Origin of the sequence: Tamlana carrageenivorans (genome assembly GCF_002893765.1) — a bacterium.
GTDB classification, from domain to species: Bacteria; Bacteroidota; Bacteroidia; order Flavobacteriales; family Flavobacteriaceae; genus Pseudotamlana; species Pseudotamlana carrageenivorans.
This window is the reverse complement of sequence record NZ_CP025938.1, coordinates 99,946-117,251: the sequence shown is the minus strand read 5'-3', so window position 1 is coordinate 117,251 and position 17,306 is coordinate 99,946. Positions and strand designations below refer to the sequence as shown.

General features: G+C 34.1%; 20 protein-coding genes. 4 read left to right on the top strand and 16 right to left on the bottom strand.

Annotated elements, in window-relative coordinates; genetic code table 11:
• Positions 1-115: 115 nt before the first annotated feature.
• Both C1A40_RS00575 and C1A40_RS00570 read right to left on the bottom strand, forming a co-directional pair.
• The gene (locus C1A40_RS00575; protein WP_338418063.1) at positions 116-427 is read right to left on the bottom strand and encodes a DUF6787 family protein; all 312 of its coding nucleotides are present in this window, start codon (positions 425-427) and stop codon (positions 116-118) included.
• A 27-nt stretch (positions 428-454) separates the two neighbouring features.
• Positions 455-709 carry a DUF6146 family protein gene (locus C1A40_RS00570; protein ID WP_338418062.1) on the bottom strand — a complete coding sequence of 85 codons (255 nt, stop codon included), beginning with the start codon at positions 707-709 and terminating at the stop codon, positions 455-457.
• 474 nt (positions 710-1,183) lie between these two features.
• Here C1A40_RS00570 and C1A40_RS00565 point away from each other — a divergent pair, with 474 nt between their 5' ends.
• Positions 1,184-1,801, top strand: a complete 618-nt coding sequence (locus C1A40_RS00565) for a DUF502 domain-containing protein (RefSeq protein ID WP_102994188.1) — start codon at positions 1,184-1,186, stop codon at positions 1,799-1,801.
• A 64-nt stretch (positions 1,802-1,865) separates the two neighbouring features.
• On the opposite strand, the gene C1A40_RS00560 is transcribed toward C1A40_RS00565, so the two are convergent.
• The 4 genes from C1A40_RS00560 to C1A40_RS00545 form a co-directional block, all read right to left on the bottom strand.
• On the bottom strand, positions 1,866-2,504 hold the full coding sequence (locus tag C1A40_RS00560; protein WP_102994187.1) for a DUF937 domain-containing protein: 639 nt from the start codon (positions 2,502-2,504) through the stop codon (positions 1,866-1,868).
• Between the two features lie 143 nt (positions 2,505-2,647).
• Positions 2,648-3,598: a D-2-hydroxyacid dehydrogenase gene (locus C1A40_RS00555; RefSeq protein WP_102994186.1), complete on the bottom strand. Its 951-nt coding sequence runs from the start codon at positions 3,596-3,598 to the stop codon at positions 2,648-2,650.
• A gap of 179 nt (positions 3,599-3,777) precedes the next feature.
• Positions 3,778-4,842: a 3-phosphoserine/phosphohydroxythreonine transaminase gene (serC, locus tag C1A40_RS00550; protein ID WP_102994185.1), complete on the bottom strand. Its 1,065-nt coding sequence runs from the start codon at positions 4,840-4,842 to the stop codon at positions 3,778-3,780.
• 76 nt (positions 4,843-4,918) lie between these two features.
• A complete protein-coding gene (locus tag C1A40_RS00545; RefSeq protein WP_102994184.1) occupies positions 4,919-5,977 on the bottom strand; it encodes an acyl-CoA reductase in 1,059 nt (352 codons plus the stop codon).
• A gap of 67 nt (positions 5,978-6,044) precedes the next feature.
• Between C1A40_RS00545 and C1A40_RS00540 the strand changes: the two genes are divergently transcribed.
• On the top strand, positions 6,045-6,398 hold the full coding sequence (locus tag C1A40_RS00540) for a 4Fe-4S dicluster domain-containing protein (protein ID WP_068603129.1): 354 nt from the start codon (positions 6,045-6,047) through the stop codon (positions 6,396-6,398).
• Between the two features lie 81 nt (positions 6,399-6,479).
• On the opposite strand, the gene C1A40_RS00535 is transcribed toward C1A40_RS00540, so the two are convergent.
• Positions 6,480-7,949 carry a carboxypeptidase-like regulatory domain-containing protein gene (locus tag C1A40_RS00535; RefSeq protein WP_102994183.1) on the bottom strand — a complete coding sequence of 490 codons (1,470 nt, stop codon included), beginning with the start codon at positions 7,947-7,949 and terminating at the stop codon, positions 6,480-6,482.
• 179 nt (positions 7,950-8,128) lie between these two features.
• Between C1A40_RS00535 and ychF the strand changes: the two genes are divergently transcribed.
• Both ychF and C1A40_RS00525 read left to right on the top strand, forming a co-directional pair.
• Positions 8,129-9,223 carry a redox-regulated ATPase YchF gene (gene ychF, locus C1A40_RS00530; protein WP_102994182.1) on the top strand — a complete coding sequence of 365 codons (1,095 nt, stop codon included), beginning with the start codon at positions 8,129-8,131 and terminating at the stop codon, positions 9,221-9,223.
• 116 nt (positions 9,224-9,339) lie between these two features.
• On the top strand, positions 9,340-9,828 hold the full coding sequence (locus tag C1A40_RS00525) for an SRPBCC family protein (protein ID WP_102994181.1): 489 nt from the start codon (positions 9,340-9,342) through the stop codon (positions 9,826-9,828).
• Between the two features lie 75 nt (positions 9,829-9,903).
• Here C1A40_RS00525 and moaA read toward each other — a convergent pair whose 3' ends face one another.
• The 9 genes from moaA to C1A40_RS00480 form a co-directional block, all read right to left on the bottom strand.
• Complete coding sequence (moaA, locus tag C1A40_RS00520; protein WP_102994180.1) at positions 9,904-10,911, bottom strand: GTP 3',8-cyclase MoaA; 1,008 nt, start codon at positions 10,909-10,911, stop codon at positions 9,904-9,906.
• A gap of 126 nt (positions 10,912-11,037) precedes the next feature.
• Positions 11,038-11,949: a bifunctional molybdenum cofactor biosynthesis protein MoaC/MoaB gene (gene moaCB, locus C1A40_RS00515; protein ID WP_067150728.1), complete on the bottom strand. Its 912-nt coding sequence runs from the start codon at positions 11,947-11,949 to the stop codon at positions 11,038-11,040.
• 356 nt (positions 11,950-12,305) lie between these two features.
• Positions 12,306-12,659, bottom strand: coding sequence for a four helix bundle protein (locus C1A40_RS00510; protein WP_102994179.1), 354 nt, complete (start codon positions 12,657-12,659; stop codon positions 12,306-12,308).
• Positions 12,660-12,758: 99 nt separating this feature from the next.
• On the bottom strand, positions 12,759-13,202 hold the full coding sequence (locus C1A40_RS00505) for a molybdenum cofactor biosynthesis protein MoaE (protein WP_102994178.1): 444 nt from the start codon (positions 13,200-13,202) through the stop codon (positions 12,759-12,761).
• Between the two features lie 60 nt (positions 13,203-13,262).
• On the bottom strand, positions 13,263-14,357 hold the full coding sequence (gene moeB, locus C1A40_RS00500) for a HesA/MoeB/ThiF family protein (RefSeq protein ID WP_102994177.1): 1,095 nt from the start codon (positions 14,355-14,357) through the stop codon (positions 13,263-13,265).
• Positions 14,358-14,445: 88 nt separating this feature from the next.
• Positions 14,446-14,679: a MoaD/ThiS family protein gene (locus C1A40_RS00495; RefSeq protein ID WP_102994176.1), complete on the bottom strand. Its 234-nt coding sequence runs from the start codon at positions 14,677-14,679 to the stop codon at positions 14,446-14,448.
• Positions 14,663-15,250 carry a molybdenum cofactor guanylyltransferase gene (gene mobA, locus C1A40_RS00490; RefSeq protein ID WP_102994175.1) on the bottom strand — a complete coding sequence of 196 codons (588 nt, stop codon included), beginning with the start codon at positions 15,248-15,250 and terminating at the stop codon, positions 14,663-14,665. Before mobA ends, C1A40_RS00495 begins: the two co-directional genes overlap by 17 nt.
• A 1-nt stretch (position 15,251) precedes the next feature.
• Positions 15,252-15,992 (bottom strand): sulfite exporter TauE/SafE family protein, encoded by a 741-nt coding sequence (locus C1A40_RS00485; protein ID WP_102994174.1) that lies wholly within the window; start codon positions 15,990-15,992, stop codon positions 15,252-15,254.
• Between the two features lie 104 nt (positions 15,993-16,096).
• A protein-coding gene (locus C1A40_RS00480) for an IS3 family transposase (protein ID WP_102994173.1) occupies positions 16,097-17,259 on the bottom strand; the annotation gives its coding sequence in 2 pieces (ribosomal slippage) (positions 16,097-17,022 and positions 17,022-17,259; 1,164 coding nt in all).
• Between the last annotated feature and the right edge of the window lie 47 nt (positions 17,260-17,306).

Here is a 17,306-nt window from a genome sequence, read left to right as displayed (position 1 = left end):
TATGGTTGTGATGTTCAAAAATGTGAATACACTTTGTTAGCGCAGGCAATGTTAACATTGCCACGATATAAAGTGTAAATATTCTAAAAATAATATGTTGTCTATTAGGAGTCAATTAATCTACAAAACGTTTTAAACCAATTCTGCGCAGCATTTTCTTTTCGAAGTTCCAGAAAAATTTATGTTGACCAAATAGCCATCCAAAAAAGACAAGCAAAAATTGATACATCACAAATAATAAAAGAATTCGTATAGTCCAATACCCAAAACCACCAAGGTTTTCGGTGGTAATATTTAAGTAGTTTAGAATGGGTTTTCCTATATAGGATGCTGTAGAGCCCGTAACAGAAAATACTATAAGTATGACAATAACTTCCCAGTTATGTTCAATTTCCCAACGTTCTTTTAGTTTATTCACAAATTTCATTTGCCTGCAAAAGTAATTAAATCTAATTTAAATTCTAGGAACATATGGCCCTAATCTTTGTTTGTATTTAAATTGAAAATATACAAAATAATTATAAAGCAGATAGTTTACTTCATATCCATAATCTGTACCTTGGTTGTAATTAATTTGTAACTCGTATAAATTGGGAGCATACCGTTGCGGTTGTATTACCCGTTGATTCCACTCCATGACATATTGAGCGTTTCTGTTTTCTGAAAAACTTTGAGAATAATACCCTCTGGGTTTAGCTGTGCTAGCCACCCAATAATTAAAGCCTGGTTCTATAATAATAATTTCATAATCCGATTCCTCGTTGGCGATCGTGACAGTGTCATTTTCCTTTAACGATTCTAGACGCTCATCTTTTAGAGGGGTACCCGATTTTGTTGTATGACAACAAAAAAAACAAAAGTGTTAATAAGACATAGACGTATGTTTTCATATATAAACCTTCATTAGTTATTTTAAACGGTTAAGACGTTTGGTTTTATTACCATGCATAATCAAAAGGGAATGTATAATAGTAGCTTGTAATGCGTTTTTTATGGCATCATGCTCTTGTGATAATTCATTTCAAAGTACAAAAAAAAAGGTAACCAATTAGTGAATAATCTATATGTTCTAATTTGTTGTTGTACATTTTCAAAACCCCGTCAGGAAATTGTTAAAAAACGCATGGATAATAGTATCCAAAGCAGTGAATGTATATCTTGTAATACTTAAAAATAATACGATATGAAAAATTTGGTTTCCTTTATTAAAACAACACTCATTGGAGGTTTGTTCTTTATCATCCCTATTTCTTTAGTCATATTTATGGCCGGAAAGGTTATAAAAGTTTTAGGTAAAGTTGTTGGGCCTATAGCGAAACACATAGAGTTTTCTTTTTTCGACGGAGAAATGACTCCCAGAATTCTTGCAATACTCTTATTGTTTTTAGTTTGTTTTATTGCTGGCGTATTTGCTAAAACAAAATTGGCAAACCGCTTAAGAGAATGGATTGAAAATAATATTCTTTCTAATGTTCCTGGTTATACTTTATTAAAAGGAATGACAGAAACTGCGGCAGGAATAGATACTAATAATTTAAAAGAGGTTGTTTTGGTTGACGTCGAGGAGGTATGGCAAATTGGTTTTTTAATGGAGCGTATCGATGATGATATTAATGCCGTTTTTATACCTGGATCGCCAAACCCAATGGCAGGCGATGTTGTTTTTGTAAAATGGGATCGATTAAAACTACTAGACATCGATGTGCTAAAAGTGATGAAGATATATCGTAAATTAGGAGTACATGCTCATAAAATAATTGATGGTAAAATTAACAAGGCGATGTTTGATAAAAAGGAATAAGCCCTACTAAAGTTAAAGCTGTATGTATTTTATAATGGTATACATAGCTTTTAGAATAAATAGATTATTTCCTTCCAAATAAACCACCAAGAACACCTCCAAGGCCGCCGTTATTTTTATGCCCACCAAGTAACATACCGGCTACATCGTCAATAACACTGCCATCCCCATCGGCATCTAAAATTGATTCTAACAAATTTTGTTCATGACCTGAAGCATTACCTCCCAAAAGTCCTCCTAAAAGACTTCCTAAATCACTTGGATTATTCACATTATTTTGTCGGCTTTTTTTTCCTAATAATCCTAACAAGAGTGGTGCTGCTATTTTTAAAATTTGACTCACCGAATTGGCATCCATTCCAGATTTAGCACTTAAAGTATTTTCAACGTGTTGTTGTTTAGGTCCTAAAACATGGTTTAAAATGTTTCCGCCATCATTTATAACATCAGTATTTACACCACCTTTAAATAAGCCCTCTAAATCATCTAGTATGCTCCCATCGTGTTTAGTGTTTATAGCGTTGTATAAGCCATCTGCGCCTTGTGTTGTTTTGGTATTTTGTTTCATTGCAGCAGTTAAAAGAGGTAGGGCCATAGTTAAAACGTCTTTTGTTTTCCTTTGCGGTTGGTTGGTTTGTTCTGCAACACCATTTATGAGGGTTTTACCTTGGTCGCTGTTTAATAAATCGATAATTTCAGACATGATTTAGATGTGTTAAATGGTTAATTAAATTGTTGTAAATGAGTCTTTAATATACAAAAAAAGTCCCAACCATTTAAGGTTAGGACTTTTTTAATTTTCTTAGTTTTCTTTATTATTCGTATTATAGAATATAGAAAAACATATTATCCAAGAATATTAATAATTTGCTCAGCTAATTCCGTACCAATACGGTCTTGGGCTTCGTTAGTTGCAGCACCTGTATGTGGTGTTAATGATAAAGCTGGGTTCATTAAAAGTTGAATTTCTGGCTTAGGTTCTTTTTCAAAAACATCTAAAGCTGCTCTAGAAACTTTTCCGCTTTCAAGCGCTTTTACAAGGGCTACTTCGTTAACCACACCACCACGAGCTGCGTTAGCGATAATAACACCATCTTTCATGATGTTAAATTCTGCTTCGTCAATTACGTAGTTGTCCTGAGCAGGAACGTGTAAAGAGATGAAATCGGCTTGTTTTAAAACTTCTTCTTTTACAATTGTTTCAATTTCGAAGTTTACGGTTTGCCCGTCAAAAAATTCTAACTCTAAATTTGCTTTGTCTAAGAAAGGGTCGAAAGCAACAACTTTCATTCCAGCACCTAAAGCCACTTTAGCCGTTGCTTGACCAATACGACCAAAGCCTAAAACACCTAAAGTTTTTCCTTTTAACTCGGTTCCTTTAGCGTAAGCTTTCTTTAAGCCTTTAAAGTTTTGATCACCTTCTAGTGGCATATCTCTATTAGAGTTATGTAAGAAACGTGCTAATCCGTAAAAGTGTCCGAATACTAACTCGGCAACAGAGTGCGAAGAGGCAGCAGGGGTGTTAATAACACTAAGTCCTTTTTCTCTAGCGTATTCAACATCGATGTTGTCCATACCAACACCACCACGACCAATAATTTTTAATCCTGGACAAGCGTCTATTAAGTCTTTACGTACTGTTGTAGCACTTCTAACCAATAAAACAGTGATGTCTTTTTCGTTAATATAATTAATTAATTGTTCTTGGGCTACGGTTGTTGTAATCACTTCGTGACCTGCTTTTTCTAAAGCATCGATACCACTTTGTGAAATCCCGTCGTTTGCTAATACTTTCATTTTTCTAAGTTAAAAGTTAAAAGTTAAAAGTTAAAAGTCCTTTGAACGAACGATAAACCATTCAACTTAAAATTAAATTTTATTTTGTTCATTCCCACGAAGGAGGGAATCTTAATATATTTATTTTTTTGTTAGCTTGAAGCGTTTTTCACTTTCGTGGAAATGAAAAAGCAAACTATTTACGCTTTAGCTTCTAATTCGCTCATAACCTCTACAAGTGCTTTTACGCTATCTAAAGGAAGTGCGTTGTACATGGAAGCTCTATAACCACCAACACTTCTGTGTCCGTTTACACCGCTAATTCCAGCTTCTTTAAGCATGGTTTCAAAAGTATCTTTTAAGCTTTCGTCGGTTAAGTTGAAAGTCGCATTCATTGGCGAACGATCTTCTTTAGCAGCAAATCCTTTAAATAATGGATTCAAGTCAATTTCAGAATACATAACCGTCGATTTCTTTTCGTTTTCTGCTTCAATACCAGCAATGCCACCTAAACCTTTTAGCCACTCTAATGTTAACATAGAGGTGTAAACCGGAAATACAGGAGGTGTGTTGTACATGCTACCTGCTTTAATGTGTAATTGGTAATCTAAAATAGAAGGAATATCGCGCGATACCTTACCTAAAATGTCATCTTTAACAACAACAAGCGTTGTTCCAGCAGGTCCCATATTTTTTTGAGCTCCAGCATAAATTAAAGAGAATTTGGAATAGTCTAAAACACGAGAAAAGATATCACTACTCATATCACAAACTAAAGGTACATTGGTTTGCGGAATGTCTTTAAACTGTGTTCCAAAAATGGTGTTATTGGTTGTATAGTGTAAGTAATCTAAATCTGAAGGGATTTCAAACCCCTTAGGAATATAGTTAAAGTTGGCATCGGCAGATGAACCTACTTCGATAATTTCGCCTACTTTTTTGGCTTCTTTTATTGCTTTACCACTCCATGCACCAGTATTTATATAACCTGCTTTTTTATTTAACAGGTTTAAAGCGGTCATTATAAACTGTGTGCTAGCACCACCTTGTAAAAATAATGCGGTATAACCTTTTCCTTCTAACCCTAAAAGCTCTAAAGCTAAAGCTCTAGCGTTTTCCATAATTTCAACGAAGTCTTTGCTTCGGTGAGAGATTTCAATTAAGGATAAGCCACTATTATTATAATCTACAATTGCTTCTGAAGCTTTTAATAAAACTTCTTGTGGTAAAATACTAGGTCCTGCACTAAAGTTATGTTTTTTCATTTTTCTTGGTAAAAATTAAGATGTAAAGGTCTAAATTAATTCCTTATTTTTAATTAAAAATTCTTTAAAAGTTTAGTCAAATCGCTAATAAAAATTCAACGGAATCTACATCATCCGCATAATCCCAAAGTTGGGGTGTTTGAGTGGCTCCAAAAGGGATTTCATTTTTTGTAAATCCATTAGAAACAATGCATTGAATTTGCTGTTTATTTGCTTTTAGTTTTTCTTCTAACAGCGTTTTATTTTCATAATATTCGTAGAAAAGAGTTGCTATAGGTGATGCTAAACTTTCGTCTTCTTTAATCATAAAAAAACCATTTTCTAGCATGTCAAACTCACTCATTAAATACACGGCTTTATTGTAGTCGTAATTGTTGGCGTATTTGGCTTTTTCAATAATGGGGTGCCAGTGATAAATGCCTTCAAAAAAAGCATCAAATGTATAGCCTTTTGGGACGTATAATTTAGATACATTACGACAGCCCAAACCATAATATCTAAAAATGTCTTCAGCAAGATTTTTTAAATCATCTTCGGTTTCTTCACCAGTAAGTATGGCAACCGAATTTCTGTTATTTCGTATTATAGAAGGTTTGTTTTTAAAATAGTACTCAAAATACCGCGCTGTATTATTGCTGCCTGTTGCAATAACAGCATCGAAATTTTCTACCTTACCTTCAGTAAAAGTGATGCAACCTTTAAATTGAGGTTCTACATATTCTAGGTATTTCGCTAGGTAAGGGAGCAGGTGTTTATCGTTTGATGACTGTTTAACTAAAACATGATGTCCTGTAATAAGTACTGCTAAAAAATCATGAAACCCTACCAAAGGAATATTTCCGGCCATGATAATGGCTACTTGTTTTGGTGTGATATTTTTAATGGTATAAGGTTTTAACCAAGTATTAATATTTTCAAGAGTTAAAGCATCGGCCCAAGATTTTAAGGCAAAGCGTATGTTTTCTTGAGTAAACCAACCATTGTGTTCTTCTGCTAATTTTAATTGATGTTTAAAGCCGTCGAAGAAAATATCGTTATGTTCAACAATATCATTCTTTTGGATAACTTCGTTAGAAAATTGCCTTAAAAAATCTCCTAATTTTATAAAAGCATTAATTCTTTCTTGTAATTGCATTCTGAATTTGGTTATGAAAGGTTTAGGCGTTATTTTTGCTGTTGCAAATTTAGAAAGAAAAAACGCTATGGCAATTATAATAACAGACGAATGTATAAATTGTGGTGCATGTGAACCGGAATGCCCGAATACGGCAATTTACGAAGGGGCAGATGATTGGCGCTATAAAGATGGTACAAGTTTGGATGGAAAAGTAGTATTAACAAATGGAACCGAAGTTGATGCCGACGAAGCTCAAGAGCCGATAAGTGATGAGGTTTACTACATCGTTCCAGATAAATGTACAGAATGTAAAGGATTCCATGATGAACCGCAATGTGCTGCAGTATGTCCTGTAGATTGTTGTGTTCCTGATGATGATCACGTGGAAACAGAAGACGAATTACTAGCGAAACAACGCTTTATGCACCCTGATGGGTAGGATGATGTGTCGTAACAACATAAAAAAGGTCTCAAACATCGTTTGAGACCTTTTTTTATGTGTTAAGTTGAAAGTTAAAAGTTAAGGATTAATATTAAAGTTTTTCATCTCATTAAGCGGTTCTAGAATTTCCTCATTTCCCCAAAAATTTTTATCAAACGCCTCCAGTTGGGTGTAGATAACGGCTTTATTTTGTTTTATATTTTTAAAGTCTTCGGAAGTCAATTTAGTATGAGAGGTGAAAAGGATTTCTTGTTTAAAGCGATTATCTCCTTCCAGCGTAAAACTAAATCTTACTTTGTTTTTATCGTTACTATTTTCAATAAATTTTACATCTCTATTAGCATAAAAATAACTGCCATAAATATGTTTTATATATTTTGGTTGGTAAATATTAGTGCTGTTTTTTTCAAATATTATAGTGCCTCTGCTGGTGGAATGGATGTACTTTAGACCTAAAAAGAATTTGAAATTTATTTTTTTACCGTGTCGATCTTCAAAAAAATCGTAATCAACTTGGGTTATAGCAAACGAGTCGCCATTTATATAAATTAAGCCCGTGTATTTAGCTCCTTCCTTACTTGGCTTAAATTGAATAACATAGGTAAGGGCATCGTTAAATGTGGTTGTTTGAAGCGTGTAATCGTATAATTTTGGGTTTATTAATTTGTCCAGAAAAGCGTTTTTATAAAATAGGGCGCGCCGTAACGTTTTTCTGGTAAAGCTATTTAAAGTGTTTAACTGAAATTCTTTTTTTTGAAGATCTTTAATCTTGTCGTCATTTAAATCTAAAGAATCATCAAGTTTGAATAAGCCCGTTTTTATTTTGTAGGTTTTAGAGCTGTCTAAGTATTTCAATACAATACGTTGCGATTTTTCTTGAATGTCATCTAGAGAAAAATTATTCTTAGAATCTAAAATTTTGGTGGCTTTACTAGCTTCTATTTTGGTGCTATCCTTGTTCAAAACAAAAATATTCCCTTTAAAATCTTCAAATTGAATGATATTGCCTTCCTTTACTTCTTTAGCCATGGCTTCCAATTCACGATTTGCCGATTGTAAATTTCGTTTTTTAATATGTGAGGCTTTTTCAATTTCAAAGTCTAACTTTTTAAATTCGGCATAATTGGTTGTTCGACTGAAAATACCATGATTCATGAGATTATTTTCATAGTTGACGCTAATGTTTTCTCGAACCTTAGCCATAATACTCTCGACGTTTAGGGTTTTGTTGCTAATAAAAACTTCATCTAATTGGTTTATAGAAATAGCTAATTCAATAATAGTATGTTCCGTTTTTATCAGATCTACCGGTATTGTTTTTTGCTGAAAACCCAAACATGAAATGGTGAGTGATTTTATAGAATCATTTATATTAATGGTAAAAAAACCTTCTTCATTGGAAATAACGCCTGTATTCATATTGGTTTTTACGTTGGCATAAGGAATGGCTTTTTTATTGTCTTCCGCTATAATTTGAGCACTAAAATTTTGAGAATAGCCCAAGAAATTAGTCAGGTGAAGTAGCATAAGAAGCAATAAATATTTCATTGAAACTAGTTTATAGGCATTCAGCAATTAAAGCTTAAAATTGTTACAAAAAATAATAAAGGAATTAACTACATTTGCACTCGCAAAACAAGTTGCCATTTAGGTAGTAACTTCTTATGCTAAAATATTATTTATAAAGAAGATTTCCGATGTCTCGGAAATAAAAATACATTTTTCAAATGAAAGCAGGTATAGTAGGATTGCCAAACGTAGGAAAATCAACATTATTTAATTGTTTATCTAATGCCAAAGCGCAGAGTGCTAACTTTCCGTTTTGTACTATAGAGCCTAATATAGGTGTTGTAAACGTGCCAGATCCTCGTTTAGAGAAGTTGGAAAGCTTGGTTAACCCCGAGCGTGTGCTTCCTGCTACCGTAGAGATTGTAGATATTGCAGGTTTAGTAAAAGGTGCAAGTAAAGGTGAAGGTTTAGGAAACCAGTTCTTAGCTAATATTCGTGAAACCGATGCTATTTTACACGTTTTACGTTGTTTCGATAACGATAATATTGTGCATGTTGATGGTAATGTGAACCCTATTCGTGATAAAGAAACGATCGATATGGAGCTTCAATTGAAAGATTTAGAAACTGCAGAAAAGAAGTTAGATAAAGTGAAGCGTGCTGCTAAAACAGGAAATAAAGAGGCTCAAAAGGAAGAAGCTGTTTTATTAAAAATTAAAGCAGGTTTAGAGGCCGGAACATCGGTGAGAGCTTTAGAATTTTCTGATGAAGATTACGAGGATTTTGTAAAACCATCGCAGTTTATTACCGATAAGCCCGTAATGTATGTATGTAATGTCGATGAAGGTGCTGCTGTTACAGGTAACGCTTATGTAGAGCAAGTTAAAGAAGCTGTTAAAGATGAAAATGCCGAAGTACTTGTTTTGGCCGTTGGAACTGAAGCAGATATTAATGAGTTAGAAGACTACGAAGAGCGCCAAATGTTCTTGCAAGACATCGGTTTAGATGAAGCTGGATCGGCAAAATTGATACGTGGGGCTTATAAATTACTAAACCAACAAACGTATTTTACAGCTGGTGTGAAAGAGGTTCGTGCTTGGACGGTTGATATAGGAGCTACAGCACCTCAAGCTGCTGGAGTGATCCATACTGATTTTGAAAAAGGTTTTATTCGTGCCGAAGTGATTGCATATAACGATTATGTAGCGTACGGGAGTGAAGCAAAAGTTAAAGAAGCTGGAAAAATGCGCGTTGAAGGAAAGAATTATATCGTTAAAGATGGCGATGTTATGCACTTCTTATTTAATGTGTAAACCACAGTTAGTTTAACCGAAAACCTTCCTAAAGTTTATAGGTTTTAATATGGTCTTTTCTATGTAATAGAATTTGACTATGTTTGCTTACCAAATTTTTTGAACCAACCTATTAAATGCCAACCATCGTTCTTGAGTCGGAGATACATTCCGATATTAAAACTTGCTTTGATTTAGCCAGAAGCATTGATATGCTTAAAGAATCTTTAAAGCAGACTAAAGAAATTCCTATTGCCGGAAAAACCACAGGACTCATCTCTAAAGGAGAATGGGTAAGTTGGGAAGCCAATCATTTAGGTATTGTTCAGCATCTAACTTCAAAAATTGTAGAATTTGAAAGTCCGTATTATTTTGTTGATGAAATGGTTTTAGGTGTTTTCAAATCTTATCGTCACGAGCATCACTTCAAAGAAAAGGGAGAGGTTACCATTATGACGAATACTTTTCACTTTGAATCGCCATTGGGTGTTTTTGGGAAATTTATTAATTGGCTATTTCTAAAGCGTTATATAACTAACCTTTTGAAGATGAGAAATAACATGCTAAAGTTTGTTGCCGAAAGTGAAAATACTTTAGATTTTCTTCAAATGATTGACAAGGCGTAGGTTTTATTTTCAAAACACCTTGCTCATGTTGGTATATAATATGGGCGTTAAGCATTTCATTTCCTAGAAAAATATTTAGCCCCCAATAGCCGTCATACTTCTATTATTTGTATGCAATTCAGGTTCTTGAAGTTTTTTAAGGGTATCCATACCACCACGTATTTTTAATTTCGCCCACACTGCTTTTTGAATCACAGGTTCAATAGGTTTGCCAGCACGAAGCGTGGTTAATAAATCGGATTCGGTTGAAGAAAATAAACAGTTTTTAAGTTGGCCGTTTGCTGTTAAACGCAGTCTGTTACATGAATCGCAAAACGGATTGGTTACCGAGCTTATAATCGCAAAAGAACCTTGGTAACCTTTAATTCTATAGTTTTTAGAAGTATCGTTAGGCGCATCTTGTAAGCGTTCTACTTCGTCTTCCGCGAAAGCGTCGTGAACATAACGCATCACTTCAGCATAAGACACCATTTTGCTCATATCCCATTTATTACCATCAAAAGGCATGAATTCTATAAAGCGCACCGAAACAGGTAAATCTTTGGTGAAGTTGATAAAATCGATGATTTCATTTTCATTAAAACCTTTCATTAAAACGGCATTAACCTTTACGGTAAAACCTTCTTTAACTAAAAGTAAAATATTGTTGTACACCTTTTTAAACTCCTGGCGACGTGTAATGTGTTTAAATTTACCTTCATCTAAAGAATCTAAACTTACATTGATTTTATTCACGCCGTTTGCTTTTAATACATCAATATATTTATCAATTATTACCGCATTAGAAGTGATCGATAATTCTACTGGAAGTGTGGCCAGTTTTTCTAAAATAACAGGAATATCTTTTCTAATTAAAGGTTCGCCACCAGTTAATCTAATTTTGGTAACACCATTATCTACAAAAGTTTTGGCGATTTCGTAAATTTCCTCATAAGTCATTAAACTACTTTTCGGTGACAATTTTACACCTTCTTCAGGCATGCAATAGGTGCACCTTAAATTACAGCGCTCGATAAGTGAAATACGCAAATACGCGTGATCTCTACCGTGTGAATCTTGTAATATGTTTTTGTTCTCGCTCATTACTTTGTGATATGGTTTATTCGTTTAATTGTGTAAACGTTTAACTGTTGTATTCAGTTTTTCATTGTTAAATCGTTGAATTGTTAAATCGGTTAAACGATTTCACGCATCAACGGTTAAACCTTTTTAATCGTGTCTAGCCCCCTTCAATATTCTAAAACTATGCAAAACCCCAGGGAAAATAGCATCCATAGATTCTTTAGCACCATTAGTCGATCCTGGTAACGCCAAAACTAGCGTGTCTGAAATCGTGCCAGCAACACTTCTTGAAAGCATGGAAAACGGCGTACGTTCTTGTCCGTAACCACGAATAGCCTCTTCAATACCTGGAATACGTCTGTCTAAAATTGGAAGTAAAGCTTCAGGAGTGACATCTCTACCCGAAAGCCCTGTGCCTCCGGTGTAAATTACCATATCGATACCTTGTTCCTGATAGTTTTTTGCTTTTTGCTGAATGATGTCTTTTTCGTCTGGGATAATCACGTATTCTGAAATTTTAACCCCAGATTCTTCAAGCTTTTTAATAATGGCTTTACCTGCTTTATCCTCTTTATGTCCTGCTGAAATAGTATCACTACAAACCACAACAGCTGCGGTTAAATCTTTACGGAAGCGGTCTTTGAAATCAGATTTTCCACCTTTTTTATTGAGTAGTTTAATAGCGTGAATTTCAATGCCTTTATCAATAGGTTTCAGCATGTCATACATGTTAAGCGCTACAACACTTGCACCATGCATAGCTTCCACTTCAACGCCTGTTTTATAGATGGTTTTTACAGTAAAAATTACCGAAATCTCTAAACCATTAATTTCATATTCAACGCCTGTAAATTCAATAGGCAAGGGGTGGCAGTCAGGTAAAATATCTGGCGTGCGTTTTACGCCCAAAAGCCCTGCAGCCTTACTCATAGCAAATACATGCCCCTTAGGAACCGTATCGTTTTTTATTGCTTCTATAGTTTCGGGTTTACTAACTTTTACCACAGCTTGTGCTACTGCTGTACGTAATGTGGTGTTTTTATGTGTGATGTCGACCATTTTGGGATTGATTATTTATTATTTTTAATTGATTATTTGTGTTTGCTGGTATTCTAGAGACCTCAATGTTAGTTTTTAATTTTCGTGACTTTATTTAGAAGAGTTCTCTGTTTAATTTTAGAATTAAGTTCTGACTTAAACGAGTTCTATTTAAAGAGTCAACGAGATGATATTTTTTTAATTTATTTTTTATTGATTATTTGTGCTTGCCGTTTTTCTAGAAACCTTAAAGTTTGTTATTAATTTTCGTGATTTTATCAAGATCAGTTCTTTGTTTTATTTTTGACTTAAGTTTTGATCTAAAGCGCATTTTATTTAAAAATTATACATGTTGACCCTTTTCAGATTTATTATTTTTATTGCCTATTTATGCTTGCTGTTTTCCTAGAAGCCATAAAGATTGCTGTTAATTCACTTGATGCTTTCAAGATGCATTCTACGCTTTCTCTCTGAATTAAATTTTCATCTAAAGCAAATTCGATCCAAAAATTCGATTCATCAACTTCTTCAATAACAATACTTATTTTGGATATAAAACTAGCTTTTGATTGTGCAATACAAGTCGCTCTATAATTTGCTGCAACAGAAGTAGAACATCTAATTAATTGCCCTTTTATATGATTTGCTAAATAATTGTTAGGGAATTGCCCTGTGATTTTAATGCAATTATGTGCAAAAATTTTAGTTCTATTTTTTAAGGCTTCCTTCATAAATAATCATTTTTTTCAAGGTTTCAGTGAAATAATCAATAATAAATAACCAATTCCTTAAGGGTTTCAGTGAAATAATCAATAATCAATAAAAAATAATCAATTATTAACCTTCCATTGATGCGAGTCATCCTCAAAAATTTCTTTTCCAAAAACAGGAACATCGGCTTTAATGGCTTCAACGATGTATTCTAGGGCTTGGAAAACTACTTTTCGTCTTGGTGAAGACACGAATACGAATAAGCATATTTCACCTGCTTTTACGGTGCCTAAACTGTGGTAAATGTGCATGCAGGTTAAGTCGAATTTCTCGAAAGCAGCTTCACGAATATCATGGAATTTCTGATTCGCCATATCTTCATATGCCGTGTATTCTATGGCAGAAACGGTTTTTCCGTCAATCTCATCGGCTCTAACTTGTCCGAGGAAAATATTGTGCGCACCAATATTTATTTTTGTTTGGTGTTTGTAAATAGAATTCCCAATAAAATCGGAAGTTATTGCGCCTTCATGAAATACGTTTTTAGGTTTTTTTGTTTCCATAATGTATGTTTTTCAGACCTTCTAGGTTTTAAAAACTGAAGGGTCTTGTTATTATAAATTTTATGATTTCACTGATTTAGTTTCCAATTGCTCATTCAAATAATCATTAATTTCCGCAGCGCCTTCCATCAGACTAAAACAATTAGTAATGCCCAATTCTTGAAGTCGTTCTACAGCATGTTCGCTACGTATTCCTGCTTGACAAAAAACATATGCCTTTTTGGAAGGGTCTATGTTGATGTAGTCTTCTTCTAATTCTGATAACGGCACATAAGTTACAGAGACAGCTTCAATTTTTGGTTGTTCGTGATCTTCTCGTACATCGATAAATTGTATGTCATCTCCTAATGAAACATCGTAAATGGATATGTTCTCCGTTGGAACTTTACAGCCCATGTTAATGTGTTGCTTTTGAAAATTGGTCTTGTCTTTTAAAACCGATTCAATAGTGCTTTCCGAACGGTTGATTTTTAAAATCGTGTTTTGAAGTGTTAATGCATTGTAGCATAAAAGTTGTCCTGAAAGCACGTTGCCAATCCCTAAAATAATTTTTAAGACTTCGTTGGCTTGCATGGTGCCTATAATCCCAGGAAGGACACCTATAACGCCAATTTCAGAACAGTTGGGAACAGCACCTTTTTCTGGTGGATTCGGGAAAAGACAGCGGTAAGAGGGGCCATTTTGATAATTAAATACCGAAACCTGACCTTCAAACTTAAAAATAGAACCAAAAACCAGGGGTTTGTTGGTGATTACGCAGGCATCGTTTACCAAATAGCGTGTTTCAAAATTATCGGAACCATCTACAATAATATCGTACTGCTCGAAAAGCTCTAAAGCATTTTGATGTCTTAAGCGTTCGGGGTAGGTATTTATGGTAATATCTGCGTTTAAATCGGATAAACGTTCTTTAGCGGCAAGGGCCTTATTTTTTCCTATTGAAGCGTTGCCAAATAAAATTTGACGTTGTAAGTTTGATAAGTCTACCGTATCAAAATCGATGATGCCAATGGTGCCAACACCAGCCGCTGCGAGGTATTGTAAGATTGGACAACCTAAACCACCAGCACCAATAGCTAACACTTTGGCTTTTGAAATTTTATCTTGTCCTTCTTGTCCAATTTCTGATAGTATGATGTGTCTGTTGTATCTCATATATATGTTTATTTGTTTAACTGTTTAATCGTGTAATCGTTCAAATCGGTTAAACGATTAAACAAATAAACAGTTAAACCGTTATAAATTACCCGCCCGCAAAAGGAGGTAACAATGCAATTTCTTGTCCGCTTACTAAAGCATCTGTAGCAACCAATTCTTGATTTTGGGCCACTTGAAAATCTTTGGTTTTCAAAGCTTCATATTTGGCATACAAAAGCGTTAAAAGCTCCGAAATATGTTTCCCTGAAAACTCTAAAGTTTCTTCGCTTTTCTGCGTTACTTCAGCAATAAGTCCGAAATATTTAATGGTCAATAGCATCTTTCAATTGTTTTAGTTCTTCTTGTGTGTTTACATTCATGGTGCTTTGTTGTTCTTCTTCCGTGTTTAAAACCACATTTTTAACCTTACAGTTATTCACGGCAATTCGTAAGCGTCTTTCATCATTTTCAACTAAATTTTTAAAAATAGGCGCACAGCGTTTGTGGTACAAAGCAATGAGTGGCATGGATTTATTGTTGCTTTCAATTTGAATGATATCGAAATCGGTATCCATATTATGTATTAATTTTTCTAAAATGGATGTCTTAATCAACGGAATATCGCAACTTAAAATCAAGTTGTAATCGGTTTTTGAAGCTTCTAATCCAGCGGCAATGCCTGCTACGGGGCCTGCATTTTTAATATTATCACGAATCCTTTTATAGTTTAAAGAATCGTGAGACGCATGGTCTGAAACGATGATAATTTCAGAAACCAAAGGCTTTAAGGCATCAATACTGTATTGAATGAAGGGTTTTCCGTTAAGGCTTAAAAAACCTTTATCGGTACCCATCCGACTACTTTTTCCGCCAGATAAAACAAGGCCTGTTATGTGTTTTTTGTCAATCATTTTATGTGAAAAATAATTTAGCACAAGCTATAATGAGTACAAAGGCTAAAATGTATCGTAGTTTGGTGTTATTAATTTTTTGACTGCCGTAATAACCGCCTAAAACACCACCAATTAAGGCGATGGCAACTAATAAAAACGATTCTTTTTCAATAGTTACGCCGCTGCTTATTTGTCCGATTAGTCCCGCTGCAGAATTCACCCAAATAAAAAGGGCAGAAACGGCTGCGGCTTCCTTCATTTTGCCCCAATGCAAGAGTAAAATAACAGGTGTTAATATGATGCCGCCACCAATACCTATTAGTCCTGAAAAGAAACCGATAATACCACCAACAATTAAACCTTGCCAAAGCTTAACATCATTAATTTTGTTGCTTTCTTTCCCGAAAACATTCAGCATTTTTAGAATGGCAAAGACTAACAATACGGCTAGAATTTTTTTATAAATAGAGGCATCAACTTCAATAGTGCCTCCTAAAAAAGCCATAGGAATGGAAGCAACGGCGAAAGTTATAAACAGTTTTTTATTGAAAAAACCAGCTTTATAATAATAGTAGAATGAAATACCAGCCACAAAAAGGTTTAGCAATAAAGCGGTTGGTTTCATAGTTTCTGGAGCAAATGAAAACAAAGCCATAAGCGCCAAATAGCCACTCGCACCACCGTGCCCCACACTTGAGTACAGGAAAGACACAATGGGTAAGATTGCTAGGAATATGTATATGTTTTGGGTTTGGAGCATGTTTTTTGAGTTAAAAGTGCCTAGAGTGCCTAAAGTATTTAAAGTTACTATTGTTTGAAGTTTGTTTGCTATGGACTACCTAATAAATTTGGTACTATTTTATACTAAGCAGCTTTGTTAATAAATCCTTTTAATTGTAATTCTTTTTCAAGAGGCGTCATGTATCCTAAACTAGAATGTAATCTTTGAGTGTTATACCAGTTTAAATATTGATCAATAGATTTGTATAATTGATTATAAGACGTATACTTAAATCTGTTAATCCACTCATATTTAATGGTTTTAAAAAAACTTTCAGCTACAGCATTATCCCAGCAATTTCCCTTTCTACTCATGCTTTGTATCACTTTTTGATTAAAAAAGAACATATTTGTGATTCTGTTGGATGCATATTGCACACCCCTGTCGGAATGAAAAATACACTGCTGGTTTATCACTCTGTTTCTTCTAGCATCAACCCAGGCCTTTAAAACCGTATTCTCAGTAGTCATATCTTCACTTAAAGACCAGCCTATTATTTTTCTATCAGCCAAATCCATTATCGTGGTTAAATAGTTCCATTGTTGATTAACTCTTATATACGTAATGTCAGAGACTAATTTGTAGCCTAAAGAAAAACTGGTAAAATCCCTGTCTAATTCATTTTTAGCTGTTTTTAGAGAATGATTTGAATCCGTAGTTACCACAAATTTCTTATTCAATACACTTCTTAGTCCCATTTCTTTCATAAGTAACCCCACATATGAACGGGAATAAAAAAGCTTTTCTCGTTCAAGTTGTTTTTGAATTCGATAGCTACCATAAATCTGTTTACTATTGTCAAATATAGCTTCGATTCTGTCTTTTAAAAATGATTTAGAGGAATTAACCTTTAAGGTGTCTTTGGTTTTAAGCCAATGGTAATAAGCATTTTTACTAACCTTCATGCATTTGCACATCTTTTCGACAGGATAAGTATTTTTGTTTGATAAAATGAAGTTATACCTTATCTGTCGCTCTTGGAAAAGATGCTCACCGCCTTTTTTAAGATGTCACGTTCCATTTTAACATCTCTTAATTCCTTTTTTAATGCTATAAGTTCTTGATGTTCTTTGGATTTAGGTTCATTTTTAGAAAAATCTCCTCCTTTTAAATCATACTCTTGTTTCCATCTATTAATAACACTTGTATGAACTCCATATTCTTCACTCAGTTGTTTTGTTGGTATACCAGATTTGGATAAATCTAATATCATCGATTTAAACTCGTTGTCATATTTTTTTCCCATAATTCAAATATAGTTTATACTCTATATAAAACCGTCACAACAAAGGT